The following is a 25,652-nucleotide window of genomic DNA, read 5'->3' as shown; positions in this document are numbered from 1 at the left end:
GAGGCGCATGCCCGCTCCCGCCGATCCGGCGCAGACCCGCGCCGCCGTGCTGGCGCTGGCCGGGTGGCTGCGCGACGAGACCCGGCCCGCCCCGGACCGGAACGAGTTGGCCGCCGCGGTCCGCCTCACCGCCCGCACCCTGGCGGAGGCGGCCCCGGGCGCCAGCGTCGAGGTGCGGGTGCCGCCCTTTGTCGCGGTGCAGTGCATCGCCGGACCGCGACACACCCGCGGCACCCCGCCCAACGTCGTCGAGACCGACCCGCGCAGCTGGCTGTTACTGGCTGCCGGGCTGCTCAGCACGGCCGAGGCGACGGCCGCCGGCAAGCTGCGATTGTCCGGCTCACGGGCCGCCGAGATCGCCGGATGGCTGCCGTTGGTGAAACTTCACTCGTGTTGACCGTAGACTGAAGAACGTCACTTGAGGCCCGTCCCCCTGGAGCAGCTAAAACGTGCCGGACCAGCAGCCAGTAGACCTTGAGAACTCACCCCGCGAAGAGTGCGGCGTATTCGGCGTTTGGGCTCCCGGCGAAGAAGTCGCCAAGCTCACATATTACGGCTTGTATGCGTTGCAACACCGCGGTCAAGAGGCCGCCGGCATCGCCGTCGCCGACGGATCACAAGTGCTGGTGTTCAAGGACCTCGGCCTGGTCAGCCAGGTCTTCGAGGAGCAGACTCTGGCCGCGATGCCCGGCCACGTGGCGATCGGCCACTGCCGCTACTCCACCACCGGCGACACCACCTGGGAGAACGCGCAGCCGGTGTTCCGCAACACCGCGGCGGGCACCGGGGTGGCGCTGGGTCACAACGGCAACCTGGTCAACACCACCGAACTGGCCCGCCGCGCTCGCGAACTGGGCCTGATCAACACCCGTGGTGCCGGCGTCGCGACCACCGACTCCGACATCCTGGGTGCGCTGCTGGCGCACGGTGCCGCCGACACCACCCTGGAGCAGGCGGCGCTGGAGGTGCTGGCGACCGCACGCGGCGCTTTCTGCCTGACCTTCATGGACGAGAACACCCTGTACGCGGCCCGCGACCCCTGGGGGGTTCGGCCGTTGTCGCTGGGGCGGCTGGATCGCGGCTGGGTGGTGGCCTCCGAGACCGCCGCGCTGGACATCGTCGGCGCGTCGTTCGTGCGGGACATCGAACCCGGTGAGCTGCTGGCGATCGACGCCGACGGCGTGCGTTCCACCCGGTTCGCCAACCCCTCCCCGAAAGGCTGCGTGTTCGAGTACGTCTACCTGGCCCGGCCCGACAGCACCATCGCCGGACGGTCGGTGCACGCCACCCGGGTGGAGATCGGCCGCCGGCTGGCCCGCGAGCATCCCGTCGAGGCGGACCTGGTCATCGGCGTGCCGGAATCCGGCATCCCGGCCGCGGTCGGCTACGCCCAGGAGTCCGGCATCGACTACGGCCAGGGGCTGACCAAGAACGCCTATGTGGGTCGGACCTTCATCCAGCCGTCGCAGACCATCCGCCAGCTCGGCATCCGGCTCAAGCTCAACCCGCTGCGGGAGATCATCCGCGGCAAGCGGCTGATCGTCGTCGACGACTCGATCGTGCGGGGCAACACCCAGCGGGCGCTGGTGCGGATGCTGCGCGAGGCCGGCGCCGTCGAGGTGCACGTGCGAATCGCCTCTCCGCCGGTGAAGTGGCCGTGTTTCTACGGCATCGACTTCGCCTCGCCCGCCGAGCTGATCGCCAACGTCGTCGAAGACGAGACCCAGATGCTCGAGGCGGTACGGCGCACCATCGGCGCCGACAGCCTGGGCTACGTGGGTCTGGAGGACATGATCGCGGCCACCGAGCAGCCGAAGTCGCGGCTGTGCAGCGCCTGCTTCGACGGCAACTACCCGATCGAGCTGCCCAGCGACAGCGCCCTGGGCAAGAACGTCATCGAGCAGATGCTGGCCAACACTGCGCTGCAGGCCGAGAGCGGCAGCGACGCGGCGCTGAGCCAGCCCTAGCCAAACGCGGTCTCCCGCAGTCTTTCGGGCCGAACCCCGGCCATATATATCAACTACTTGACATTGGATCGGTCACTTCGATAGCGTCGGCGCCATCGAGGCTCATCCCTGACATCGTCGGCCAGGACAGGAGTGGTTGTGGCGCGTTTCCCCAAGCCGCCCGAGGGCAGTTGGACCCAGCACTATCCCGAACTCGGTACCGAACCGGTGTCCTACCGGGATTCCATCAGCCCCGAGGTCTATGAGAAGGAGCGGGCGGCGATCTTCAAGCGCGCCTGGCTCAATGTCGGTCGGGTGGAACAGCTTCCGCGCAAGGGCAGCTACTACACCAAGGAACTCAAGGTCGCCAACACCTCGATCATCGTGGTGCGCACCACATCTGACGAGGTCAAGGCCTACCACAACGTCTGCCGGCATCGCGGCAACAAGCTGGTGTGGGACACCATGCCGTTGGAGGACACCAGCGGGAACTGCCGCCAGTTCACCTGCAAGTACCACGGCTGGCGCTACGACCTCGACGGCAACCTGACCTACGTGCAGCAGGAAGAGGAATTCTTCGACCTGGACAAGAGTCGCTACGGGCTGGTCGGCGTGCACTGCGAGGTCTGGGAGGGCTTCATCTTCGTCAACTTCGCCGTGACGCCCGAGCAGTCGCTGCGTGAATTCCTCGGCCCGATGGTCACGGCGTTGGAGGGTTACCCGTTCGGGAAGATGACGTCGCGCTGGCAGTACCGTTCGGAAGTCAACTCGAACTGGAAGCTGTTCCTGGACGCGTTCCAGGAGTTCTACCACGCCCCGGTACTGCACGGGAACCAGACACCCGCCGCCTTCCGGGTGGCGGCCGAGGAGGCCGGCTTCGAAGCGCCGCACTACCGGCTGGAGGGGCCGCACCGGTTGGTGAGCACTTCGGGGGTGCGGGCCTGGGAGATGTCGGCGGAGATGCGCAAGCCCATCGAGGAGATCTGCCAGAGCGGATTGTTCGGCCCGTGGGACCCACCCGACATCGGCCCGGTACCCGACGGGCTCAACCCGGCGAAATGCGATCCCTGGGGCCTGGATTCGTTCCAGATCTTCCCCAACTTCACCATTCTGTTCTGGGGCCAGGGCTGGTATCTGACCTACCACTACTGGCCGACCTCGCACGATTCGCACATCTTCGAGGGCACGCTGTACTTTCCGCAGCCGCGCACGCCCAGCGAGCGGGTCGCCCAGGAACTCGCGGCCGTGTCGTTCAAGGAGTACGGGTTGCAGGACGCCAGCACCCTGGAGGCCACCCACACGATGCTCGGCACCGGCGCGGTGGACCATTTCCTGCTCAACGACCAGGAGATCCTGATCCGGCACTTCCACGCCGAAACCGCCGCGTGGATCGCCGATTACGAGCGCGCGAACGCGAAGGTGTGAGTTCGAATGACCGCGATGCTGCCGGCGGAGTTCGCCGACCTCGAACCGTTCAACGACTGGTGCCTGGCCTCTGAGCCGGAGCGCTACGCCAAGCGCATGGCCAGTTCGATGGCGGACATGCAGGCGTTCTACGACGCCGTCACGGCACGCGCCGAAGAGGCGCTGGCCTACTGCGACAAGTTCAGCCTCGACGATCTGCCCGAGGACGTGCTGAACCTGATGTATCTGCTGTATTCGATGATCACGGTGGCGTTCCCGGCCGAATCCTGGAAGCAGCCACGGGTTCCCGACTCCGGGGCCGCCGTCATCGAGTGCGTCGTCGAGCCGTTCCCGTGAGCGGCACCGGGACCACGGTGCTGCGGGCCGCCCGGTGGCTCGACATCGACGCCGGCGTGCTGCGGTCGCCGGCTGTGATCGTGATCGACGACGGGCGTATCACGGCGATCAATCCCGAAGCGCCGGTCGCCGATGCCGCCGACGACATCGACCTCGGCGACGTGACGTTGCTGCCCGGCCTGATGGACATGGAACTCAACCTGCTCATCGGCGGCCCGGGCAGCCCCGAAGGGCTACCCACGCCCATGCACGGGGTGCAGGACGACCCGGCCTATCGCACGTTGCGGGCGGCGGTGAACGCGCGGACCACGCTGGAAGCCGGGTTCACCACCGTGCGCAACCTCGGGCTGATGGTCAAGACCGGTGGTTATCTGCTTGACGTCGCGCTGCAGCGCGCCATCGACCAGGGCTGGCACGTCGGGCCGCGCATCTATCCCGCCGGCCATGCCGTCACGCCCTACGGCGGGCATCTGGATCCGACGGTCTTTCAGCGCTTGGCGCCCGGGATCATGCCACTGTCGGTCGCCGAGGGCATCGCCAACGGGGTACCGGATGTGATCGCCTGCGTGCGCTACCAGATTCGCCACGGCGCCAAGCTGATCAAGGTCTCGGCGTCCGGCGGCGTGATGTCGCACAGTACCTCGCCGGGTGCTCAGCAGTACTCCGACGCCGAGTTCGCCGCGATCGCCGACGAGGCCCACCGCGCCGGGGTGAAGGTGGCCGCCCACGCCGTCGGTGACGTCGCCATCCAGGCCTGCATCCGGGCCGGCATCGACTGCATCGAGCACGGCTTCCTGGCCAGCGACGAGACCATCGCGATGATGGTCGATCACGGCACCTTCCTGGTGTCCACCACCTATCTCACCGACGCGATGGCCGTCGACCGTATCGCCCCCGAGCTGAAGAAGAAGGCCGCCGAGGTCTTTCCGCGGGCAAAAGCCATGTTGCCCAAGGCCATCGCCGCGGGCGTGCGGATCGCGTGCGGCACCGACGCGCCGGCCATCCCGCACGGCCAGAATGCCAAGGAGCTGGCGGCGCTGGTGCAGCGCGGCATGACGCCGGTGCAGGCGCTGCGGGCGGCCACCACCACCAGCGCCGAACTCATCGACGCCGAGCACGACCTGGGCCGGCTGGCGCCGGGCTACTGCGCCGATATCATCGCGGTGCCGGGCGACCCGACCCGTGACATCGCCACCACCGGCGACGTGCGGTTCGTGATGAAGGACGGCCGAGTCTACAAACGCAGCTGATGAGGGAAGTGGGGACATGGATCTCAACCGCAACACCCTGTGGCTGCTCAAGCAGGCCTTCTACTACTCGCTGACCACCGTGAACGAGGCGATCAGCGATTACGGGGTGAGCACCGCGCAGATCGGGCTGCTGCGGCAACTGGCCGGCGAACCCGGCCTGTCCGGCGCGGAGTTGGCCCGCCGGCTACTCATCACCCCGCAGGGGGTGCAACTGGCGCTGAGCGCACTCGAGGGCCGCGGCCTGGTGGAGCGCAAGCAGGATCCGCGGCACGGCCGGATCCTGCGCGCGTATCTCACCGACGAGGGACGTTCGGTGGCGTCGGCGGTGGTCGCCGACGCGATCGCCGCGCACGAGAAGGTGTTCGGCGTGCTGACCGCACCGGAGCAGGAGACGCTGCGGGCGCTGCTGACCCGGGTGGTCGAGCAGGGCACCGGGCACACGCTGTTCGACGACCACGTCGAGCCTGACTAGCGCGACCGTCGGGGCCCGGGCCGCGGCGCGGCGAGTTCGGCCAGCGCCGCGGAGAACAACTCGTCCATCCGCGGGCTCAACTCGGCCAGCGTCATGGCGCCGGCATGGCCTGCGGCGCCGAAGACCGGCCGGTCGGACTCACCGGCGGCGCCGATGGTCAGACACAGGCAGCCCAGACCATCGGAGCGGAGTTCCTCGATGGCCTTGCTGACGTCGGCCTCGGCGTAACGGCCTTCGTAGCCGACGTCGTAGGGAAACCCGTCCGACAAGACGAGCAACAGCCGATTCGGAGTGCCCGCATGCGTCTTGAGAATCTGCCCGGCGCCGCGGATTCCGGCGCCGAGCCGGGTGTAGCCCGACGGCTGGAGCCGGTTGAGCCGGGCCCGGCCGACGGCGCCGAAACGTTGTTCGAAGGTCTTGATCGCCGGCAGCTCAACACAGTGCCGGCCTTGTGACCGGAACCCGTAGACGGCCACCCGATCGCCGAGTTCCTCGAGCGTGACGGCCAGCGTGGCCGCGGCCCGTCGCTGATGGTCGTGCACCGCGAGGCCGGCCGGATCGGTGTCGGTCGAGGACCCGGAGGCATCCAGCAAGATCAGCACACCGAGATTGCGGGCCAGCTTGCGGCGTTCGGTGTAGACGTGTTCCGGGGGCGAATGCCCGGAGCGCAAGTCGACGAACACATCGATGAGCGCCTCGAGGTCCAGCTCATCCCCGTCGGGCCGGCCGCGTAACACCTTGGGGCCCAGACCGACCCGTGACAGTCGCCGGCGAAGCACGTCATCGTGGATCACCCCGGAGTCGGAGGTGGCTGCGGCGGCGGCGAGCGGGAAATCGACGACGCGGCACCAATCGGGCCGGTAGGCGTTGCTGAAGACATCCCACTCGGGATACCAGGCTCCGCCGACACCCGCCGTTGCGGCAGGCCTCGCGTCGGTGAACCGGATCCGGCTGGGCAGCGGGCGGGCGTTCGGCCCCGCCGAGCGCGCCCGGCGCAGCGCGCGGGCCGCCGACTCACCGCCGGAGTTGCTGTCGCCGGACCGCGAGCCGCCGAGCAGCTTTCGCAGGAACTCGGAGAGGGCTGGGGAATTGAAGACCGGGTTGTCGAACAGCCTGAGGATTCTGCTCTCGCCGCCGTCCGCCTCGTCATCGTCACCGTCCGCCGGTTCTTCGGTGACGTTGAGTCCGAGACGCAGGTCCGCATCGGTGGCCTTGCCACCGGTGGCGCCGGCCGACCGCAACAGCCGGGCGGGCTTGATGACGCCGAACCACTTCGGTGGGTCGGCGATGTGCATCCGGCTCCGGGCCAGCTGCAGCGATTCGTCGGCCGTCGCCGTACGCGGCGGCGACCCCGGGCGAAGTGTCGCTGCCAGCGGCAGCCGGGTGGCGATCTCGCACAGCACCCGGTCGCCCTCGAGTGCCAGGTAGCGCCGGGCCACCGACGGGCGTGCCCGCAGCGCCTTGACCAGCCGCGGTTCCAGGCTCCCGGCTCCCAGCAGCGCGCCTTGGACCAGGATCTCGCGGCGCTGCGTCGCCGTCGAAGCGTCGGCCGACACGAAGATGGCCTGCCCGTTGGTGTGTGCGGCCTCGCCCGCCGACGCCTGCGACACCTCGACCGACCGGCCCGCGAGGTAGCCGGCGACGAACCTGAACCGGTCGGGGGTGGCCGGATCCGACGCGGTCACATCGGGGGAAGAACGGCGTCGGCGAGTTCGCCGAGTGCGCGGATGACATCGGCGTCGTCGGAGAGGACTTGGACGATGGCGGCCTGGACCGCGCTGCGCAGGCCGAGGCCTTCGGCGGCCAGGCCGCCGGCCAGGATCAGCATCCGGGTGGAGGCGCCCTCGCGCAGCGGTGAGCCGTCCAGGTTCCGGATCGCGTTGCCGAGAGCCACCAGTGCCTGCGCCGTCTGCGGATCCACCCCGGTCTCGTGCGAGACGATGTCGATCTCGGTCTGCGCGGGCGGGAAGCCGAGCTCGATGGCGACGAACCGCTGCCGGGTCGACTCCTTGAGGTTCTTCAGCACGCTCTGATACCCGGGGTTGTAGGAGATCACCAGCTGAAACCCCGGTGCCGCCGGCACCGTCGTGCCGAGTCGGTCGACCGGCAGCGCTCGGCGGTGATCAGCGAGGGGATGGATGACCACCGTGGTGTCCTGGCGCGCCTCGACCACCTCGTCCAGGTAGAAGATGGCGCCTTCGCGCACCGCACGGGTCAACGGCCCGTCGACCCAGACGGTCTCTGCTCCCTTGAGCAGGAACCGGCCCACCAGGTCTGCCGACGTCATGTCCTCGTGTCCGGCGACGGTGATCAGGTCGCGACCCGACTGCTCGGCCATGGCCTCCACGAACCGCGTCTTGCCGCATCCCGTGGGGCCCTTCAACAGCACCGGCAGCCCGCGGCGCGCCGCCGCCCGGAAGACCTCGATCTCATCGCCGATCGCCCGGTAAAAGGGCGCCCCGGAACGATTTTCGGCCGCTGCGTGGCTGGTGTGCAGCACCTTGGTCAGTTCCCCCGCTCGAACGGCACGATCGGGGGCACCGAAACGCCTTCGGGCAGCACCAGTTGACCGTCGACATTGATGTAGCCGGACCGGTTGGACGGCATCGGCAGGGCCGGGTGCGGACACGGCTTGTCGGTGCCGTCGCCGCAGATGCCACCGGTGAAGTAGGAGCGCTTCTGGTGGTCCTGCGGCCACGGGTCGGCATGCAGGGCGATCCATTGCGCCGGGCCCATGTAGAAGGCGAAGAAGCACGCGCTGACCCCGGCGAAGATCGCCAGGAACCGGGTGAACTGCTGCCGCGCGAATCCGCCACGGACGCCGTCCAGTCCGCGCTCGACGACGGTGCGGCCACGATCGTCGGTGAAGTAACGCAGGCAGCACAGCGCCGCCTGTACGGCTCCCCACATGAGTCCCTCGTAGACGGGCCATTGGTAGTAGGTGTCGGCATTGATCGACACCGAGCGGATGGCCCCGGGGTAGGTGTAGAGGCCGATCGGCAGCAGGACCAGGCCCTCCATCACGAAGTCGAAGACGAACGAGATCGCGTAGGTCACGGCGATCAGCCGCAGGTTGCTTATTCCGGGCCAGCGTGCCTTGATCTTTCGCATCACGGCGCATCCGACGATGGTGATCAGCAGCACCCCGTAGGCGTAGCCCGGGAGGTTCGTCAACAGCGGCTCGGCGACCTGGCGGCCGGGTTCCTCCGGTGACGCCCACCCCGGAATGTGCGACGTCCAGGAACCCCGGTTGAACAGCCAGGTGTTGTAGGTGCACCAGGTGTTGAAGTAATTGAGCAGCGGGTCTTGGAAGAACATCAGGCCGATCGACAAAAAAAGCATGCCGTCCAGCGTGATTCGCCGCTCCCGACGCCAGGGGCGGATGAAGAACCACCAGATGGCGAACGGCAGGCCGACCCACAGCACGGCGGCGTTGGCCATCAGTGGCACCTTCATGTACATCGGCGGATCGTTCGGCCCGACCGGGACGCGTTCGAAATATGGGCCGGTGATCCAGCGCGCCCACACGTACAGCTGCAGCGCCAGCAGTGCCCCGCCGGCGGCCGCCCAGATCCGGATGGCCCCGCCGCTGCGGCTGCCGGCGGCTTCCGGTCGCGCAGTGACTGACACGTTCTGTTGGCTTGGCACGCCGCTACCCATGTTGCGGTTCCCTTCCCGATGACGCAGTGTGTGCCGAAATATACTCATCAGTATCTGAGTTGCCAATAGGTATCGCAGATTCTGTGGGATGATCGCCGGCATGGTGGAGCGGTGGACCCGGGAGCGCAGACTGGCTCACACGCGTTCGCTGCTGCTAGACGCCGCCGAAGAAGTGTTCGCCGAAAAAGGCTTCACCACAGCGACTCTCGATGACATCGCCCAAACCGCCGGCTACACCAAGGGCGCCATCTACAAGCACTTCGGCGCCAAAGAGGAGCTCTTCCTGGCTGTCAGCGACCGGTACTGGCAACGCTATTTCGACAACTTCGCCGAGGTGATGGCGGAGGCGAGCCAGGTCGGGGCGCGGGAACTCGACGACATCGCCGAGCGGTGGCGGCAGCTGAGCCAAGACCGCGGCGCAGAGCACGCCGCGCTCGGGCACGAGTTCGCGCTGTATCTGCTGCGCAACCCCGATGCCCGGGAGCGGGTCGCCGCCAAGCGGGGCGAGGTCGTCGAAAAGCTGGCGCAGTTCATCGTCGCCGGCGTCGAACGGCTCGGCGGGACGCTGCTGATCCCGGCACAGACGCTGGCCCGGGTGCTCGTCGCCACCAGTGATTCGGCCGTGCTGGCCAGTCGGCTCGACGATGTCGACCTCTATCGGCCCGTCGTTGCGATGTACGTCTCGATGATCAAGCTGCCCTGACCGGTTGTGCGCCGGTCTCCGGCACTTGAGATTAATGACAAGTACTTGATAATATCGGCCACGATGCAGTCCGGGGTTGTGATTCGCCGATCGGCGCTGAAGGGGATGCAATGACCACAAAGGTGTCGCCGCGGGTCGCCGTGGTCACCGGCGGAGCCTCGGGCATGGGCGAGGCCACCTGCCACGAACTGGGCCGACGCGGCTACCGGGTCGCCGTTCTCGACGTCGATGACCAAGCCGCGCAGCGGGTCACCGACGACCTGCGCGGCGACGGCGTCACCGCGCTCGGAATCGGGGTCGACGTCACCGATCGGGCCGCCGTCGACGACGGCCTCGCCAAGGTGCGCAGCCAGCTGGGTCCGGTCGCCGCACTGGTCACCAGCGCCGGCGTCTTCGGCTACGCCGCCTTCGCCGACATCACCCCGCAGGACTGGGCGCGACTCATCGACGTCAACCTCACCGGCACCTTCCACTGCTGCCAGGCCGCGCTGCCGGACATGGTCGACGCCGGCTGGGGGCGCATCGTGATGATCTCGTCGTCCAGCGCCCAGCGCGGTACGCCGTTCGCGGCCCACTATGCGGCCTCCAAGGGTGCGGTCATCACCTTGACCAAGTCGCTGGCCCGCGAGTACGCCGGCCACGGCATCACGGTCAACAACATCCCGCCCTCGGGGATCGAGACGCCCATGCAACACCAGTCGCAGGCGGCCGGGCACCTACCGCCCAACGAGCAGATCGCCGCCAACATCCCGCTGGGCCGGCTGGGCACCGGCGCCGACATCGCCGCGGCGGTCGGGTTCCTGTGCTCGGAGGAAGCCGGCTTCATCACCGGCCAGGTGCTGGGCGTCAACGGCGGATCAGTGATGTGACACAGCATATTTCGCCGTACATCGGCAAACAGGGAGGTTCAGATGCAACGATCCGGTAGGCCCGCGGAGGGCTCGTGGACCGAGCACTACCCGCAACTGGGCACCGGCCCGGTGTCGTTCACCGACTCCACCTCACGCGAGTTCTACGAGGTCGAACGCGAGGCGGTGTTCAAACGCGCCTGGCTCAACATCGGCCGCGTCGATGAAGTGCCCGCCCTCGGCAGTTACGTCACCAAGGAGATCGAAGCGGCCGGCGCATCGGTCATCGTGGTCCGCTCGGACCAGGGGATCCGCGCCTACCACAACATCTGTCCCCGGTGCGCGACGAAGCTGGCCTGGCGGGACTACCCGGATCGCGAGACCGCCGGGCAGTGCCAGGAGTTCCGCTGCAAGCGCTGCCGCCGCAGCCACGGATTCGACGGCGCGAACCCGGACCTGGTCGGCGTGCACTGCGATATCTGGAACGGCTTCATCTTCATCAACTTCGCAGCCGAACCGCGACAGGGGCTACGCGACTTCCTCGGGCCGATGGTCACCGGTCTCGACGACTACCCGTTCGAGAAACTGACCGAACGCTACGACTGGGTGGCGCACAACAACAGCAACTGGAAGATCTTCGCCGACGCCTTCCAGGAGTACTACCACGTGCCGGCGCTGCATTCGCAGCAGGTGCCGGCCGCGGTGCGGGTTCCGGACGCCGGCTTCACCTGCGGACACTTCCAGCTCGACGGGCCGCACCGGTTGGTGTCGACCGCGGGCCGGCGCCGCTGGCTGCTGCCGCCGGAATACATGTACCCGATCGAACGGGCCACCCGCAGCGGACTTGTCGGACCCTGGGAGACCCCCGATATCGGCGACATACCGGCAGGGGTGAACCCGGGCGGCATCGAACCGTGGGGGATCAGCAACTTCCAGATCTTCCCCAACACCGAGATCCTCATCTACGGCGGCTGGTACCTGCTCTACCGATACTGGCCCACCTCCTACAACACCCACCGATTCGAGGCCCACACCTACTTTCACCCGGCCCGCACCGTGCGTGAACGCATCGAGCACGAGGTGGCCTCGGTGGTGCTCAAGGAATTCGCGCTGCAGGACGCCGGGATGCTCGGCGGCACCCAGGCAGCACTGGAGTACGGCATCGTCGACGACTTCCCCCTCAACGATCAGGAGATCCTGGTCCGGCACCTGCACAAGGTGGTCGGCGACTGGGTGGACGACTACCGGAGCGACCACGCCGATGCCGGAGCTCTCCGATGACCGCCGCACGGCTGCCCAGTGCCTTCTCCGAGCTGGAGAAGTTCGCCGAAACATGGTGCCTGCCAACCGAAACCGAACGTTTCAACCAGCGGCTGGCCAGCACCATCCCGGAGCTGCGGATGTTCTACGACGCATTCTTCCCGCGGCTGGAGGAGGCGATCGACTACTGCGACAAGTTCGCCCTCGACGAGCTGCCCGAGGACGCGCTCAACCTGCTACACCTGATTTATTCGCTGGTCATGGTGGCCATGGCGGTGGAGGTGATGGGCCAGCCCGCCCCCGTCGACGCCGCCGACGCCGTCATGACCCGCACCGGCTGGCCCGTTCCGTGACCGCCGGAAACCCCGTGCCGAAAGGACGCAGCCGATGAGTCTGCTCACCATCAACAAACTCACCTCCTCAGTGGGCGCCGAGGTCGTCGGTGTCCAGCCGGAACGGCTGGTCGACGACGACCAGCTCGGTGCGGCGGTGCTCGAGGCGCTGGAGGACAACGGGGTGCTGGTCTTCCCCGATCTGCGGCTCGAACCCCGCGACCAGGTGGCGTTCTGTGCGCGACTGGGCAGCGTCGACTTCTCCTCCGACGGCCACCACGAGGTCGCCGGCATCTACCCGGTCACCCTCAACAGTGCGAAGAATTCCGCCGCGAGCTATCTGCGCGCCACCTTCGACTGGCATATCGACGGCTGCACGCCGACGGGCGACGAGTGTCCGCAGAAGGCCACCGTGCTCTCCGCGGTCCAGGTGGCCGAGCGTGGCGGCGAGACCGAGTTCGCCAGCTCATACGCCGCCTACGACGCGCTCACCGACGACGAGAAGCGGCGTTTCGGCTCGCTGCGGGTGGTGCACTCGCTGGAAGCCTCCCAGCGCCGGGTCACCCCCGACCCGACGCCGGAGGAGCTGGCGAGATGGCGGGCCCGCCCCACCCACACCCATCCGCTGGTGTGGACGCACCGGACCGGCCGAAAGTCATTGGTGCTGGGCGCCTCCACCGACTACATCGTCGACATGGATCTGGACGAGGGTCGCGCGCTGCTGACCGAACTGCTCGAGCGCGCCACCGTCGCCGACAAGGTCTATCGGCACACCTGGTCGGTCGGCGACACCGTCATCTGGGACAACCGCGGCGTACTGCACCGCGCCGCCCCGTACGACCCCGACTCGCCGCGGGAGATGCTGCGCACCACGGTGCTCGGCGACGAGCCCATTCGGTGACCCGCCTGGAGCCGGTATATCAGCACAGTCGGGGATGTTGTCTACTTGTCGTGGCGGTCAAGGCCTTTAGCGTCCAGGAGGAGACCACATGACCGAGTTGTCCACCGAGAGTGAGCTGTTCGTCGCGACCGCGCGGGCGTTTCTCGACAAGACCGCGGCGATCAGCGGGCAGCGCGAGTTGCATGCTCAGGGCCTGTCCTATCAGCCGGCATGGTGGCAACGGGCGGCTGAACTCGGCTGGGCCGGCCTGCTGGTTCCCGAGGAGCTCGGTGGCGGCAGCGTCTCGGGAAGCGGTCTGCACGACCTGGCGGCGATCGCCCAGGCGATCGGTCGCACGGTGGGCCCGGGGCCGCTGTACCCGGTCAGCACCGTGCTGGCCGGTCTGGCGGACGCCGACAACGCCGATGCCCACGCCGAGAGCATCGCCGCACTGGTAGCCGGGGAGCAGGTGGCCACCTGGGCCGCGGACGAACCGGGCCGGCCCTTCCGGCCGCACGCGCCGAGCGCCACCACGACGGCCACGGTCCTGGCCACCGGGACCGGCTACCGGCTCAACGGCGTCAAGGACCGGGTCGAGGCCGGCGCGCAGGCGGACCTGGTTCTCCTCGGCGCCCGCACCGACGACGGCGCGCTGCGGCAGTTCCTGATCCGCACCGACGCCCCGGGGGTGACGGTGCGCCCGCAGACCTGCGTCGACCTGGTCAAGCAGTACGCCCGCATCGAGTTCGACGACGTCGAGGTCGAGGCGGCGGCAGTCGTCGGCACCGCCGGGCAAACGGCGGCCCTCATCGACCGGCAGGCCCAGGTCGGCATCGCGCTGGCGTGTGCCGAATCCGTGGGAATCCTGGACGCCGTGCTGGCCCTGACCATCGAGTGGTGCCGGGACCGCTACAGTTTCGGCCGGCCTCTGGCGTCGTATCAGGCGCTCAAACACCGGCTCGCCGACATGACCATGTGGCTGCACGCCGCACGCGCCATCACCGCCGGCGCCGTCGACAAGATCGCGGCGCGCACCCCGGACGCCGGGATGTGGGCCAGCGCCGCCAAATCCTATCTGGGGGAGCACGCCGGGCTGCTGGTCCAGGAGTGCATCCAGCTGCACGGCGGCATCGGCGTGACCTGGGAGCACGACCTGCACGTCTACCTGCGGAGGATCACGCTGTACAGCAACCTGCTCGGCACCCCGAGCGAGCATCACCAGGCCATCTTCACCGCCGCGAACACCACGGAGCCCGCCGCATGAGCCAGACCGCCGCAACCGAACTCAGCGTCGCGGAGTTCGCCTCCCGAGCGCGTGCCTGGCTGGCCGACAACATGCCGCGGCTGGACCCGCAGCAACCGCCCCGCAACGGACGGGACGACGAGGGCGCCTGGCAGCGCGCCCGCGAACTCCAGCGACGCCTCTTCGAGGGCGGGTTCGCCGGGATCTGTTTCCCGCGCGAATACGGCGGCCTCGGACTGGACATCGGCTACCAGAAGGCCTTCGACATCGAATCCGACGGCTACGAGATGCCGTTGATCCTCAACGTTCCGACCTTCACCATCTGCTGCGCGACCCTGCTCGACACCGGTAGCGAAGAGCAGAAGCGCGAGCACATCAGCGCCGCGCTACGCGGTGACGAGGTGCTCGTCCAACTGCTCTCCGAGCCCAGCGGCGGATCGGACCTGGCGGGGCTGATCACCCGCGCCGACCGCGACGGCGACGGCTGGGTGATCAGCGGGGCCAAGACCTGGAGTACCAGCGCGTTCGCCGCCGACTACGGGCTGCTGCTGGCCCGCACCGACGTGACGGTGCCCAAGCACGACGGCCTGACCATGTTCCTGATGCCGATCGACGCGCCCGGCGTCACACTGCGGCGCATCGAACAGGTCGACGGATCCAACGAGTTCTGCGAGGAGTTCTTCGACGGACTGCGCCTCGGCGACGACGCGGTGGTCGGTGAGGTCAACAAGGGCTGGGACGTCGCCTCCCGACTGCTCTTCCATGAGCGGCGCGCCGTCGGGCAGGGCTCGGAGTTCGCCAGCGGCCGGGGCGCCGAACGTACCGAGATGGCCGCCGGTGACTTCCTCACCCTCGCCGCCGACGCCGGGACCGCAGACGACCCGGTGACCCAGGACAAGATCGGCCGGGTGCTGGCCCGCCGGATGGTCCGCGACTGTCTGGTCGACCACGTCGGGCGGGCCATGCGCACCGGGGCGCTGCCGCCGGCCGCGGGTTCGCTCATCCGGTTGTTCCATTCCGATGTCACCTTCCTGGAGGTCGACACCGCCACCGAGGTCGCAGGCCCGCTCGGCGTGGTCGGCCCGGCTGCTGACGAGGCGCAGTTGCTCAAGGTCGGCAAGCGGTACCTGTCCCGCCAGACGGTGGCACTCGGCGGTGGCAGCAACGAGATGGCCCGCAACGTCATCGCCGAGCGGGTCCTCGGACTACCCCGTGAATACGCCGCCGACCGTGGCGTCCCGTTCAACCAGGTCCGACACAACAGGGCGTGACCGCGGCACGCGCGCGCACGGTAGCCTTACCGCGATGACGGATCCCGTAGCACATTCGAGCGCCCAGGGCGTCACCTACGCTTCGGCCGGTGTGGACATCGAGGCCGGTGACCGGGCCGTCGAATTGTTCAAGCCGCTGGCAGCCCGGGCGACCCGGCCGGAGGTGCGGGGCGGGCTCGGCGGATTCGCCGGGCTGTTCGCCCTGCGCAACGACTACCGGGAGCCGCTGCTGGCGTCCTCCACCGACGGGGTGGGGACCAAGCTGGCGATCGCCCAGGCGATGGACAAGCATGACACCGTCGGCATCGACCTGGTCGCGATGGTGGTCGACGACCTGGTGGTGTGCGGCGCCGAGCCGCTGTTCCTACAGGACTACATCGCTGTCGGCCGCACCGTGCCCGAACGGGTCAGCGCGATCGTGTCCGGTATCGCCGAAGGCTGCGTGCAGGCCGGTTGCGCGCTGCTGGGCGGCGAGACCGCCGAGCACCCGGGCCTGATGGAACCGGACCACTACGACATCTCCGCGACCGGTGTCGGCGTGGTGGAGGCCGACGATGTGCTGGGACCAGAGCGGGTTCGCCCCGGCGACGTGCTGATCGCGATGGGCTCGTCGGGACTGCACTCCAACGGCTATTCGCTGGCCCGTGCGGTACTGCTCGACATCGACCGGATGAACCTGGCCGGCCATGTCGAGGAGTTCGGCCGCACCTTGGGCGAGGAACTGCTGGAACCGACCCGCATCTACGCCAAGGACTGCCTGGCGCTGGCCGCCGAGACCCAGGTGCGCACCTTCTGCCACGTCACCGGTGGCGGGCTGGCCGGCAACCTGGCCCGCGTCATCCCGGACGGATTGATCGCCGAGGTGGATCGCGGCACTTGGACGCCCGCGCCGGTGTTCGGCATGATCGCGCAGCGCGGCCGGGTGAGCAGGGCCGAGATGGAGAAGACGTTCAACCTCGGCGTCGGCATGGTCGCGATCGTCGCGCCCGAGGACACCGACCGGGCGCTTGCGATCCTGACCGCTCGGCACGTCGACTGCTGGCCGCTCGGTACGGTCGCCAAGGCCGGTAAGAGCGCCAAGACCGGTGCCGGCGTCAAGCTGGTCGGCCAGCACCCGAGGTTCTGACGCCGGGCGCTATGCCGCAGTGGTCAGCGACGCCAGTCGTCGTCGCTCCACGAGTCGTCGCCGTCGTGGTTGGATTTGTCAGACCCAGCCAGCTCACGTTGTAGCTGGCTGAAATCAGTCGTCGGTGAGCTGTATTTGAGCTCACGAGCAACCTTGGTCTGCTTCGCCTTAGCCCGGCCGCGGCCCATGGGGGGACCCCCTCGCGCAATAACGGAGCGGCCCCAACGAGCAGGCGGCTCCGATCTGAGTGTGTTTATTGTCCTGCCGACAGCTTACCGTGCCGCGCGCGCGACTGCCGACCTGGCCTGTGAGGTGTGACGCCCGTCAACTCCGGGATCAGGCCCGGCCGCGCAGTCGGTCGACGGCGACCCGACCCGCTCCCGGCGCGTCCGGCGGCGGCATCGATTCGGCGTCGATCACCGCGCTGACTTCCCCGTCCGGCCCGGTCGACAGGGGCGTCTCGGCCGGCAGCCCGCGCTTGAGCAGTGCCAGCGCGATCGGGCCCAGCTCGAAGTGGTCCACCACCGTGCCCAGCCGGCCCACCGGGCGTCCGCCGGCGGTGATCGGATCGCCGGTCGAGGGCCGGTCCACCGATCCGTCCAGATGCAGCAGCACCAGCATCCGGGGCGGTTTGCCCAGGTTGTGTACCCGCGCCACCGTCTCCTGTCCGCTGTAGCAACCCTTGTCCAGGTGCACCGCGCCGGCGCCGGGGCCGCCGATCCAGTTCAGCTCGTGCGGGATGCCGCGCTCGTCGGTGTCCAATCCCAGCCGCGGCCGCCGCGCCGCCACCCGCTGGGCCTCGTAGGCCCAGATACCGGCCGGCTTCACCCCGGCCCGTGTCAGCCGACGCTGCCAGTTGCCCTTCTCGGCGCGCGGCACCAGCACGTCCAGCGTGTGCTCGCCGGGGCCGCGGCGCACGAAGCCGGCGGAGTCTGCGAACGCCACCGCAGCCGCCCCGGGCGGTGCGGCCACACCCAGTGCGTCGAGCACCGCAGGGTCGGTGACGCGGGGGCCCAGCAGTGACAGCACCGCGAGATCGGCCGGCTCGATCGTCACGTCGGCCCAGAACACCATCTTGCGAAGGTGGTCGGTCAGCGGTTCGCCCAGCCAAGGCTCGGTGTCGAGGTAGGTGCGCCCGCCCAGTTCGGTCTGCACCCAGTGATTGGTGATGCGGCCCTTGCCGTCCAGGGTCAGGTTCTCGGTAGTGGCGCCCTCGGGCAGCTCGGCGACGTGCTGGGTGCACAGCGTGTGCAGCCACGTCCGGCGCTCCGGGCCGCTCACGGTGAGCACGGCGCGATGGGACCGGTCCACCAGGACGGCCTCGGATTGGGCGCTGCGCTGTTCGCCGAACGGATCGCCGTAGTGCCAGATCGCACCGGCGTCGGGCCCGGCTTCGGGGGCGGGGACGGCGGACACATGTCGACTCTACGGAGCCGCTACGCTCAGGGTCCATGCCCGCCGATCCTGCCGTGACCATCGTCACCGTGGGCGGTGGCCCGGTGGCCGCACACCACCCGTTGTTGCACGCGGACGACCTGGCGGTATTGCGCGGCGACGGGGTCTTCGAAACGCTGCTGGTGCGCGACGGTTCGGTCTGTCTGCTCGACGCCCATCTGCAGCGGTTGGCCCGCTCGGCCGAACTGATGGATCTGCCCGCGCCGGACCTGGGCGAGTGGCGCGGTGCCATCGACACGGCGGTGCGGCAGTGGACGGCGGCCGGCGAGGGGGCGCTGCGGCTGATCTACAGCCGCGGCCGGGAAAGTGACTCCCAGAACGACCCGCAGCCGACCGCATACGTGATGATCACCCCGCTGCCGGCTCGCATCACCGCGGCACGGCGAGCGGGTGTGGCGGCGCTGACCCTGGACCGCGGCATGCCGGCGCAGGGCGAGCCGATGCCGTGGCTGCTGGCCGGCGCCAAGACCCTGTCCTATGCGGTCAACATGGCCGCGTTGCGCCACGCCGCCAAGCAGGGCGCCGACGACGTGATCTTCGTCAGCTCCGACGGTTTCGTCCTGGAGGGCCCGCGCTCCACCGTCATCCTGGTGGAACCCGGCCGGCTGATCACCCCGCCGTCATCGCAGCCGATCCTGCGCGGCACCACCGCCGAGGCACTGTTCGAGGTGGCCCGCGGCGCGGGCTACCGTTGCGAGTACGTGCCGCTGCGTGCCACGGACCTTGTTGCCGCACAAGACATCTGGCTGGTCTCAAGCATCACGCTGGCTGCCCGGGTGAACACCCTGGACGGTCGGGTGCTCAACCCGAGAGTGCCCGGCGAAGAGTTCAGCAGGCTGGTGGATCGCGCCATCGGCCATTGACGCCGCGGCCGATCAGCCGACGAAGCGGGCCAACCGCGCCGAAAGGTGCGGCACCAGTTCGCCGTCGGCGTCCACCCGCTCCTCCACGTAGGCCAGGTCGCCGTCTTCGACGATGCCGTAAAGCCGTTTGGCTGCGCCCATCACGGCAGCCGGTCCCGCCGACTTGGTGCGCGCCAGCGCATCGGTGACCAACTCCCAGGACGCCGGGCCGTGCGGGCGCCCGTAGAACAGCTCCACGTAGCCGACCGCGTGCGCCAACAGCAGTTCGACCGCCTGGGACTCCGCCGGATCGTCGGGATCGGCGCTGAACCGCCAGAAGCCGGTTTCGCGCAGGGCCGGCCCGGTGGGCTCGCCGGCATCATCGAGCGGCCACGACCGCGCCTCCCAGTTCAGGTAGTCGCCCCCGTCGTGGGAGACCACGATCTGCTGGCCGAACCGGTAGTCGCCGTGCGCACGGTGGCCCACGCCTTCACCGCGCCACACCCCGACCAACGGCAGCAGTGCCAGCAGGGCGTCGTGCAGATCGGCGCCTTCGCGCAGGTTGGCCGTGTCGCTGACCGGAAGGTCGTCGAAGACCGGGAGGTTGCGCGACGCGGTCTGGCCGGCCCGTTCGGCGGCCGCGGCTATCGCACGGTCACCGGAACCGGGGATGACCGGACGTTCGCCGGCGCCCTGCGCGCCACCGCCTGAGGCGCTCACATCTCGTCGGTGATCAGCCGGTACAGCGTGTACAGCGCGAACCAGGTGATCAGGCCCGTAGCCGCCACCAGCAAGAACTCGAAGAACAGCACCACGAGGGGAAGTCTATCGCGAGCCGTCAGGCGACTTTGATGTCGACCTCGTGGAGGCCGGCGCCCGACGGTGACACCACGGCGTCACCGTTGCCCGCCGTGGACAGTGCTCGCACCGTCCACAGGCCCGGTGCGGCGAAGAACCGGAAGTCGCCGGTCGCCGATGCGACCACCTCGGCGGTGAATTCGTCGGAGGAGTCCAGCAGTCGCACGAAGGCGCCCCCGACGGTCGCACCGGAGCTGTCCACCACGCGGCCGGTGATCACCGTCTCCTTGGCCAGGTCGACGTTGGCCGGCAAGACCAGTCCTTGTTTCGGTCCAGAGCACATATCAGCTTCCCAATTCGATCGAGGCGCCCACCAGGGAGCCGTATTCCATCCAACTGCCGTCGTAGTTCTTGACATTCCGGTGACCGAGAAGTTCGTGCAGCACGAACCAGGTGTGCGAGGAGCGCTCACCGATCCGGCAGTACGCGATGGTCTCCTTCTCGCCGTCCAGGCCGGCGTCGGCGTACAACTTGGCCAGCTCCTCGTCGGAGCGGAAGGTGCCGTCCTCGTTGGCGGTGCGGCTCCACGGCACGTTGATCGCGCTGGGGATGTGGCCGCGCTGCTGGCTCTGCTCCTGGGGCAGGTGCGCCGGGGCCAGGATCTTGCCGGAGAACTCCTCCGGGGAGCGCACGTCGATGAGGTTCTTGGTGTTGATCGCGGCGATCACCTCGTCGCGCCGCGCCCGCAACGACTCGTCCAGCGGCTTGGCGGTGTAGGACGTGGCCGGCCGGGTGACCTGCTCACCGGAGAGCGGGCGCCCCTCGAGCTCCCACTTCTTGCGGCCACCGTCGAGCAGTTTGACCGATTCGTGGCCGTAGAGCTTGAAGTACCAGTAGGCGAACGCCGCGAACCAGTTGTTGTTGCCGCCGTAGAGGATCACCGTGTCGTCGTTGGCGATACCGCGTTCGGAGAGCAGCTTGGAGAATCCGGCGGCGTCGACCACATCGCGACGGACCGGGTCCTGCAGGTCCGTTCGCCAGTCCAGTCGGATCGCGCCCGGGATGTGGTTGGTGTTGTAGACGCTGGTGTCCTCGTCGACTTCGGCGAAGACGGTGTCCGGCGCGTCGAGATTGCTCTCGGCCCAGTCGGTGGAGACCAGGACGTCAGAGCGAGCCATGGCGGACATCCTTTCGGTGAGTCGGGGCAGCCGCTGCGGTCATGCCACCGGCGGGCGCCCGCGCAACTGCACTCACCACCCGGGAGGCGGCGAAACCGGAGATTGCCCGGACGCCTACCCGCCCGGTGTCGGATGCGGTGTCCGGCATGGTGTTGCTCCCTGGCTGTCGTGGCAAATGGCTGGATGGAGACATGCCACGGATTCACCGGGCGGCTCCCAGAGCGACGCGAGAACGCGGCGACTCAGCGACAGCGACAACAGCAGCAGCCCGCGGTGCGGCACAGATCGACTGCGCGACGCTTGGTGAGCACAAGCTCAAGGCGGGCGAACACGACGAACAGCCTACCCAATGCGGGGGCGTTCAAGCCAATAACTGCTCCAGCGCCGACCGCAGCACAGCCGTCGTCGGCACACCTGCGGCCCGGTAACGCTGCCGGCCCTCGGCGTCGAAGATCAGCGTGGTGGGCAACGACAGCACCGAGAACCGTCGCGCCGCAGCGGGGTTCGCATCGATGTCGACTTCGCGGTGTGCGACGCCGAGATCGTCGCAGACCGCCTCGACCACCCGCCGCGCCGCGGCACAGGGCCCGCACCACGGCGCGGAGAAATGCACCACCGCCGGGCCGCCGGGCGGCAACCCGAGAAACGCAGCCCCGCCGCCGTCGTCGGTGCCGGTCCCCCAGGCCGTGGCCGCCACGGCCTCGGGCAGCCCCGCCCGCCGGCACATCCGCCACCCGATCACGCCCGCCAGCAGCAGGCCGGTGAGTATCGCGAGCACGCTCACCGCGGGCGGAACTCCGGCAGGGTGACGGTCATGTCCTCGGCGATGCCCTCGATGATCACATCGGAGCCGCGGGCGCCCTGGCTGGTGGGCACCAGCCCGAACGGCAGTCGCTGCTGCGGCACGCTGCCGTGGAACGCCGCCAGCACCGCGGCCCGCTGGTCGTCCGGCACGTGCTGGTCGGCGGTGTCCGGGCCGGTGAGCACTCCGGTCGGGGTGATCACCAGCGTGCTGTGGTCGGCGCCGCCGACCGACAGGTCCACCGCCACGCTCACCCGCTTGCCGTAGCCGGCCGGCGTGCCGGTGAACACCAGGCCGTGATTGCTGGAGATCCCCGACTCGGTGGTGCCGCCGGTGGCGTCGTTGGTCTCGTTCGGCGGCGCCTCCACCATCAGATCGCGGATGCCCAGATAGCGCCCCAGGTACACCGAGCCGATGATGATCCGGCTCTCCAGTTTGGCGACCGAGATCTTGGCGCCCGGCCGGAATCGCCACGACGCCTCGCTCAGGTCGACGGAATGCATGGTGGCCTCCAGCATCGCCTTGCCGACCATCGGCTGTTCGACGGCAGGGGCTTTGATCTCCACTTCGTCGTAGTGGTCCCGCCGTGCCTGCGGGATGAACGGGAACCCGAGGATCGCGACGAAGGGATCGGATCCGAGGTCGGTGGCCCGGCGCACCGCCCGGGACAACTGGTATTCGGCGTAGACGCTGGTCCCGAAATCGACCCCGCCAGCTGCGACCGCCACCGCCGCGATCACGGCCGATATCCCGATAAGCACCCTGCGCACCCGGTCATTCTGGCAGGTCGCACGCTATCGTTAGATCACCTGGGACGCTGGAGGGCCACGTTGGAGCTACTGCTGTTGACCGCTGACCTGCACCCGGAAGTGGTGCTGCCGTCGCTGTCGCTGCTGGCACATAGCGTGCGGACAGCGCCGCCGGAGGTCTCGGCGCTGCTGGAGGCAGGGTCGGCGGAGGTGGTGATCGTCGATGCCCGCACCGACCTGGCGGGCGCCCGCGGGCTGTGCCGGCTGCTGAGCACCACTGCCGGTTCGGTGCCGGTGATAGCGGTGGTGACCGAGGGCGGGCTGGTGGCCGTCAACGCCGAGTGGGGTATCGACGAGATCCTGCTGCCGGGCACCGGGCCCGCCGAGGTCGACGCCCGGCTGCGGTTGTTGACCGGTCGGCGCGCCGCACCGGCCGCCGATCAGGCCTCCGGTCAGACCAAGCTGGGTGAGTTGGTGATCGACGAGGGCACCTACACCGCGCGGCTGCGCGGCCGGCCGCTGGATCTGACCTACAAGGAATTCGAGCTGCTCAAATATCTCGCCCAGCACGTCGGCCGGGTGTTCACCCGGGCGCAGCTGCTGCAGGAGGTGTGGGGGTACGACTTCTTCGGGGGCACCCGCACCGTCGACGTGCACGTGCGGCGGCTGCGGGCAAAGCTCGGGCCCGAATACGAGTCGCTGATCGGCACGGTGCGCAACGTCGGTTACAAGGCGGTCCGGCCGGTTCGGGGCAAGCCGGGGGGCGCATCCGACGACGAGGGCGGGGCGGGCGAGGATCTCGCGGTCGACGACGGTGCCGACTCCGCCGGCGGCGGCGCGCCCGAGTCGCTGGCCAGTCAGTGACCACCCCGGGGTGGCGCGAGGCGCTCACCGACGACGAGCAGCGGCAGGTTCGGGAGCTGATCGCCGCCGCAGCCCACCACGACGGCGTCGAGCCGGTCGGGGAGCAGGTGCTGCGCGAGCTGTCCGCCACCCGCAGCGGGCATCTGGTCGCGGCCGGCGCGGACGGATTGCTGGGCTATCTGAACCTGAGTGCGCCGCCGGACGACACCGCTCCGATGGCCGAACTGGTGGTCGCACCGCACGCCCGGCGGCGCGGTATCGGCTCGGCGATGATTCGCGCCGCGTTGACGAAGAGCAATGGGCGCACCCGGTTCTGGGCGCACGGCACGCTGCCGGCAGCCCGGGCCGCCGCCGCGGCGCTGCAGCTGGTCACGGTGCGCGAGCTGCTGCAGATGCGACGGTCGTTGCGCGGGATCCCCGAGCCGTCGATTCCGGCCGGGGTGACGATCCGCGGCTATGCGGGCACCGGGGACGACGCCGAATTGCTGCGGGTGAACAACGCCGCCTTCGCCTGGCACCCGGAGCAGGGCGGCTGGACACCGGCCGACCTGGCCGAACGGCGGGCCGAGGACTGGTTCGATCCACGCGGACTGTTCCAGGCGTTCCCGGAGTCTCCAGAAGGCGACGATCGGACGCTGCTGGGATTCCACTGGACCAAGATCCACCCCGGCGCCGCCGGCGCCGACCCCGCCGGGGAGGTGTACGTCGTCGGGGTCGATCCGGCCGCTCAGGGCCGCGGCCTGGGTCGAGTTCTCACCGAGGTTGGTCTGGCCCACTTGGCCGGGGAGCTCGCCGATCTCGACGCGCCGATCGTGCTGCTCTACGTCGAGGCGGATAACACCGCGGCGCTGCGGACGTACCGGCAGCTGGGTTTCACCGTCCACAGCGTCGACACCGCCTACGCCGGGGTGGAGGGAGGTTGACCGGGCGGCGATCTATTCACCGCGCGTTCACCTGCCATGCGGTTCCCATCCATGAGTGCCGCATACGTTCCGGGGGGATTTGAACCTGAGCGAGGAAGCGAGGAGCGATGAAACCCACAACGGCGGGTGTTGCCCTGTTGGCGGCGACCCTGGGGCTGGCACTGAGCGGGTGCGGCAGTGACGACAACTCCGGTGGTGCGGCCGGCGCCGGCGCGTCGGGATCCGCCGAGTGTGCCGGCAAGAGCACGCTGACCGCCGAGGGCTCAACGGCCCAACAGAACGCCATCGCGGTGTTCAACCAGGTGTGGGGCAAGGAGTGCGCCGGCAAGAACCTGTCGTACAACCCGACCGGGTCGGGTGCGGGCCGGGAGCAGTTCATCGCCGGGCACGTCGACTTCGCCGGGTCCGATTCGCCGCTGAGCGAGGCGCAGGTCGCACAGGCCGCCGAGCGCTGCGACGGGAACCCCGCCTGGCATCTGCCGCTGGTCTTCGGCCCGATCAGCATGGCCTACCACCTCGACGGGGTCGAGCACCTGGTGCTCAACGCCGACGTGCTGGCCCGGATCTTCAGCGGATCGATCACCAGCTGGGACGACCCCGCCCTGACCGCCCTGAACCCGGGCGCCGAACTTCCGGCGCTCGCCATCACACCGATCTATCGGTCGGACTCCTCGGGGACCACCGACAACTTCCAGAAGTACCTCAGCGCCGCCGCGCCGCAGGCCTGGACCAGGGGCGACGGCAGCGAGTTCCAGGGCGGCGTCGGTGAGGGTGCACAGAAGTCGGCCGGGGTGGTGCAGGCCGTGCAGAGCACGCCGGGCGCCATCGGTTACGTCGAGAAGGGCTTCGCCGACCAGGCGAACCTGCTGTCGGCGATGATCGACTCGGGTGCCGGCGTGGTCGCGGCCACCGACGAGGCGGCCGGCGCGGCGATCCAGTCCGCCGGGTTCGTGACCGAGGACAGCAATGACATGCGACTGGACCTGCGCTCGCTCTACGGGACCAAGCAGGCCGCCGCCTACCCACTAGTCTTGGTGACCTATGAGATCGTCTGCTCCAAGGGCTACGACCCGGACACGGCGGCGGGCGTGAAGTCCTTCCTGCGGGCGGCGTCGACCACCGGTCAGGAAGGGTTGGCGGACGTGGGTTACGTCCGGTTGCCCGACCAGCTCAAGCGGCGACTGAGCAGCGCTATCGACGCTATTCAGTAGCGGCACCGCGCAACCGAAGGGGTGTCTAGTATCGCCGAGTCGTCGAGTTTCAGCGTGGCGGAGTCACCGGTGGCCAAC

Annotated in this window: 29 protein-coding genes; 18 read left to right on the top strand and 11 right to left on the bottom strand. The window is 69.0% G+C overall.

Annotation, left to right across the window (positions count from 1 at the left end; translation table 11 throughout):
- The first annotated feature begins 7 nt into the window (after positions 1–7).
- From AWC24_RS09565 to AWC24_RS09540, 6 genes are all read left to right on the top strand, one after another.
- On the top strand, positions 8–397 hold the full coding sequence (locus AWC24_RS09565; RefSeq protein WP_085084289.1) for a sterol carrier family protein: 390 nt from the start codon (positions 8–10) through the stop codon (positions 395–397).
- 52 nt (positions 398–449) lie between these two features.
- Positions 450–1,967: an amidophosphoribosyltransferase gene (gene purF / locus AWC24_RS09560; RefSeq protein WP_085084287.1), complete on the top strand. Its 1,518-nt coding sequence runs from the start codon at positions 450–452 to the stop codon at positions 1,965–1,967.
- A 138-nt stretch (positions 1,968–2,105) separates the two neighbouring features.
- On the top strand, positions 2,106–3,371 hold the full coding sequence (locus AWC24_RS09555) for an aromatic ring-hydroxylating oxygenase subunit alpha (protein WP_085084285.1): 1,266 nt from the start codon (positions 2,106–2,108) through the stop codon (positions 3,369–3,371).
- Positions 3,372–3,377: 6 nt separating this feature from the next.
- Positions 3,378–3,707, top strand: a complete 330-nt coding sequence (locus tag AWC24_RS09550; protein ID WP_085084283.1) for a hypothetical protein — start codon at positions 3,378–3,380, stop codon at positions 3,705–3,707.
- A complete protein-coding gene (locus AWC24_RS09545) occupies positions 3,704–4,957 on the top strand; it encodes a metal-dependent hydrolase family protein (RefSeq protein WP_085084281.1) in 1,254 nt (417 codons plus the stop codon). Before AWC24_RS09550 ends, AWC24_RS09545 begins: the two co-directional genes overlap by 4 nt.
- 16 nt (positions 4,958–4,973) lie before the next feature.
- Positions 4,974–5,429 (top strand): MarR family winged helix-turn-helix transcriptional regulator, encoded by a 456-nt coding sequence (locus AWC24_RS09540; protein ID WP_085084279.1) that lies wholly within the window; start codon positions 4,974–4,976, stop codon positions 5,427–5,429.
- Here the strand turns inward: AWC24_RS09540 and AWC24_RS09535 are convergent.
- Genes AWC24_RS09535 through AWC24_RS09525 form a run of 3 tightly spaced genes read right to left on the bottom strand, consistent with a single transcriptional unit; the run spans position 5,426 to position 9,089 of the window.
- Positions 5,426–7,114: a nitric oxide reductase activation protein NorD gene (locus AWC24_RS09535; RefSeq protein ID WP_085084277.1), complete on the bottom strand. Its 1,689-nt coding sequence runs from the start codon at positions 7,112–7,114 to the stop codon at positions 5,426–5,428. The genes AWC24_RS09540 and AWC24_RS09535 overlap by 4 nt on opposite strands.
- Positions 7,111–7,929, bottom strand: coding sequence for a CbbQ/NirQ/NorQ/GpvN family protein (locus AWC24_RS09530; protein ID WP_085084275.1), 819 nt, complete (start codon positions 7,927–7,929; stop codon positions 7,111–7,113). Before AWC24_RS09530 ends, AWC24_RS09535 begins: the two co-directional genes overlap by 4 nt.
- Before the next feature lie 5 nt (positions 7,930–7,934).
- Positions 7,935–9,089 carry a spirocyclase AveC family protein gene (locus AWC24_RS09525; protein ID WP_085084273.1) on the bottom strand — a complete coding sequence of 385 codons (1,155 nt, stop codon included), beginning with the start codon at positions 9,087–9,089 and terminating at the stop codon, positions 7,935–7,937.
- A 100-nt stretch (positions 9,090–9,189) separates the two neighbouring features.
- Between AWC24_RS09525 and AWC24_RS09520 the strand changes: the two genes are divergently transcribed.
- From AWC24_RS09520 to purM, 8 genes are all read left to right on the top strand, one after another.
- Entirely contained in the window at positions 9,190–9,792 is a 603-nt protein-coding gene (locus AWC24_RS09520) for a TetR/AcrR family transcriptional regulator (protein WP_085084365.1), read from the top strand.
- A gap of 110 nt (positions 9,793–9,902) precedes the next feature.
- Positions 9,903–10,661, top strand: coding sequence for an SDR family NAD(P)-dependent oxidoreductase (locus AWC24_RS09515; RefSeq protein ID WP_085084271.1), 759 nt, complete (start codon positions 9,903–9,905; stop codon positions 10,659–10,661).
- 42 nt (positions 10,662–10,703) lie between these two features.
- Positions 10,704–11,921 (top strand): aromatic ring-hydroxylating dioxygenase subunit alpha, encoded by a 1,218-nt coding sequence (locus AWC24_RS09510; RefSeq protein ID WP_085084269.1) that lies wholly within the window; start codon positions 10,704–10,706, stop codon positions 11,919–11,921.
- Positions 11,918–12,253 carry a hypothetical protein gene (locus AWC24_RS09505; protein WP_085084267.1) on the top strand — a complete coding sequence of 112 codons (336 nt, stop codon included), beginning with the start codon at positions 11,918–11,920 and terminating at the stop codon, positions 12,251–12,253. The genes AWC24_RS09510 and AWC24_RS09505 overlap by 4 nt, the downstream gene beginning before the upstream one ends.
- Before the next feature lie 34 nt (positions 12,254–12,287).
- Positions 12,288–13,133 carry a TauD/TfdA dioxygenase family protein gene (locus AWC24_RS09500; protein ID WP_085084265.1) on the top strand — a complete coding sequence of 282 codons (846 nt, stop codon included), beginning with the start codon at positions 12,288–12,290 and terminating at the stop codon, positions 13,131–13,133.
- An 88-nt stretch (positions 13,134–13,221) separates the two neighbouring features.
- Positions 13,222–14,376 (top strand): acyl-CoA dehydrogenase family protein, encoded by a 1,155-nt coding sequence (locus AWC24_RS09495; protein WP_085084263.1) that lies wholly within the window; start codon positions 13,222–13,224, stop codon positions 14,374–14,376.
- On the top strand, positions 14,373–15,626 hold the full coding sequence (locus AWC24_RS09490; protein ID WP_085084261.1) for an acyl-CoA dehydrogenase family protein: 1,254 nt from the start codon (positions 14,373–14,375) through the stop codon (positions 15,624–15,626). The genes AWC24_RS09495 and AWC24_RS09490 overlap by 4 nt, the downstream gene beginning before the upstream one ends.
- 34 nt (positions 15,627–15,660) lie before the next feature.
- On the top strand, positions 15,661–16,752 hold the full coding sequence (gene purM / locus AWC24_RS09485; RefSeq protein ID WP_085084259.1) for a phosphoribosylformylglycinamidine cyclo-ligase: 1,092 nt from the start codon (positions 15,661–15,663) through the stop codon (positions 16,750–16,752).
- A 23-nt stretch (positions 16,753–16,775) separates the two neighbouring features.
- Here purM and AWC24_RS09480 read toward each other — a convergent pair whose 3' ends face one another.
- Positions 16,776–16,940 carry a DUF3073 domain-containing protein gene (locus AWC24_RS09480; protein ID WP_085084257.1) on the bottom strand — a complete coding sequence of 55 codons (165 nt, stop codon included), beginning with the start codon at positions 16,938–16,940 and terminating at the stop codon, positions 16,776–16,778.
- A gap of 148 nt (positions 16,941–17,088) precedes the next feature.
- The gene (gene ygfZ, locus AWC24_RS09475) at positions 17,089–18,168 is read right to left on the bottom strand and encodes a CAF17-like 4Fe-4S cluster assembly/insertion protein YgfZ (RefSeq protein ID WP_085084255.1); all 1,080 of its coding nucleotides are present in this window, start codon (positions 18,166–18,168) and stop codon (positions 17,089–17,091) included.
- A 35-nt stretch (positions 18,169–18,203) separates the two neighbouring features.
- Between ygfZ and AWC24_RS09470 the strand changes: the two genes are divergently transcribed.
- Positions 18,204–19,070 (top strand): aminodeoxychorismate lyase, encoded by an 867-nt coding sequence (locus tag AWC24_RS09470; protein WP_085084253.1) that lies wholly within the window; start codon positions 18,204–18,206, stop codon positions 19,068–19,070.
- Between the two features lie 12 nt (positions 19,071–19,082).
- On the opposite strand, the gene AWC24_RS09465 is transcribed toward AWC24_RS09470, so the two are convergent.
- From AWC24_RS09465 to lmeA, 6 genes are all read right to left on the bottom strand, one after another.
- Positions 19,083–19,721, bottom strand: coding sequence for a heme-binding beta-barrel domain-containing protein (locus AWC24_RS09465; RefSeq protein ID WP_407663484.1), 639 nt, complete (start codon positions 19,719–19,721; stop codon positions 19,083–19,085).
- A gap of 166 nt (positions 19,722–19,887) precedes the next feature.
- Positions 19,888–20,190: a DUF1416 domain-containing protein gene (locus AWC24_RS09460; RefSeq protein WP_085084248.1), complete on the bottom strand. Its 303-nt coding sequence runs from the start codon at positions 20,188–20,190 to the stop codon at positions 19,888–19,890.
- Between the two features lies 1 nt (position 20,191).
- The gene (locus tag AWC24_RS09455; protein WP_085084246.1) at positions 20,192–21,025 is read right to left on the bottom strand and encodes a sulfurtransferase; all 834 of its coding nucleotides are present in this window, start codon (positions 21,023–21,025) and stop codon (positions 20,192–20,194) included.
- Positions 21,026–21,267: 242 nt separating this feature from the next.
- Positions 21,268–21,336: a putative leader peptide gene (locus AWC24_RS23495; RefSeq protein WP_353617130.1), complete on the bottom strand. Its 69-nt coding sequence runs from the start codon at positions 21,334–21,336 to the stop codon at positions 21,268–21,270.
- 50 nt (positions 21,337–21,386) lie between these two features.
- Positions 21,387–21,752, bottom strand: coding sequence for a thioredoxin family protein (locus AWC24_RS09450; protein ID WP_085084363.1), 366 nt, complete (start codon positions 21,750–21,752; stop codon positions 21,387–21,389).
- Positions 21,753–21,805: 53 nt separating this feature from the next.
- Positions 21,806–22,597 carry a mannan chain length control protein LmeA gene (gene lmeA / locus AWC24_RS09445; protein WP_085084244.1) on the bottom strand — a complete coding sequence of 264 codons (792 nt, stop codon included), beginning with the start codon at positions 22,595–22,597 and terminating at the stop codon, positions 21,806–21,808.
- 60 nt (positions 22,598–22,657) lie between these two features.
- Here lmeA and AWC24_RS09440 point away from each other — a divergent pair, with 60 nt between their 5' ends.
- From AWC24_RS09440 to pstS, 3 genes are all read left to right on the top strand, one after another.
- Positions 22,658–23,440, top strand: coding sequence for a winged helix-turn-helix transcriptional regulator (locus AWC24_RS09440; RefSeq protein WP_085084242.1), 783 nt, complete (start codon positions 22,658–22,660; stop codon positions 23,438–23,440).
- Complete coding sequence (mshD, locus tag AWC24_RS09435; RefSeq protein WP_085084241.1) at positions 23,437–24,363, top strand: mycothiol synthase; 927 nt, start codon at positions 23,437–23,439, stop codon at positions 24,361–24,363. Before AWC24_RS09440 ends, mshD begins: the two co-directional genes overlap by 4 nt.
- A gap of 107 nt (positions 24,364–24,470) precedes the next feature.
- The gene (gene pstS, locus AWC24_RS09430; RefSeq protein ID WP_085084239.1) at positions 24,471–25,574 is read left to right on the top strand and encodes a phosphate ABC transporter substrate-binding protein PstS; all 1,104 of its coding nucleotides are present in this window, start codon (positions 24,471–24,473) and stop codon (positions 25,572–25,574) included.
- The last annotated feature ends 78 nt before the right edge of the window (positions 25,575–25,652 follow it).

Source organism: Mycolicibacter senuensis (genome assembly GCF_002101885.1).
Lineage (GTDB): Bacteria > Actinomycetota > Actinomycetes > Mycobacteriales > Mycobacteriaceae > Mycobacterium > Mycobacterium senuense.
Note: the sequence above shows the minus strand (reverse complement) of the source record. Positions and strands in the feature narration are given on the sequence as shown.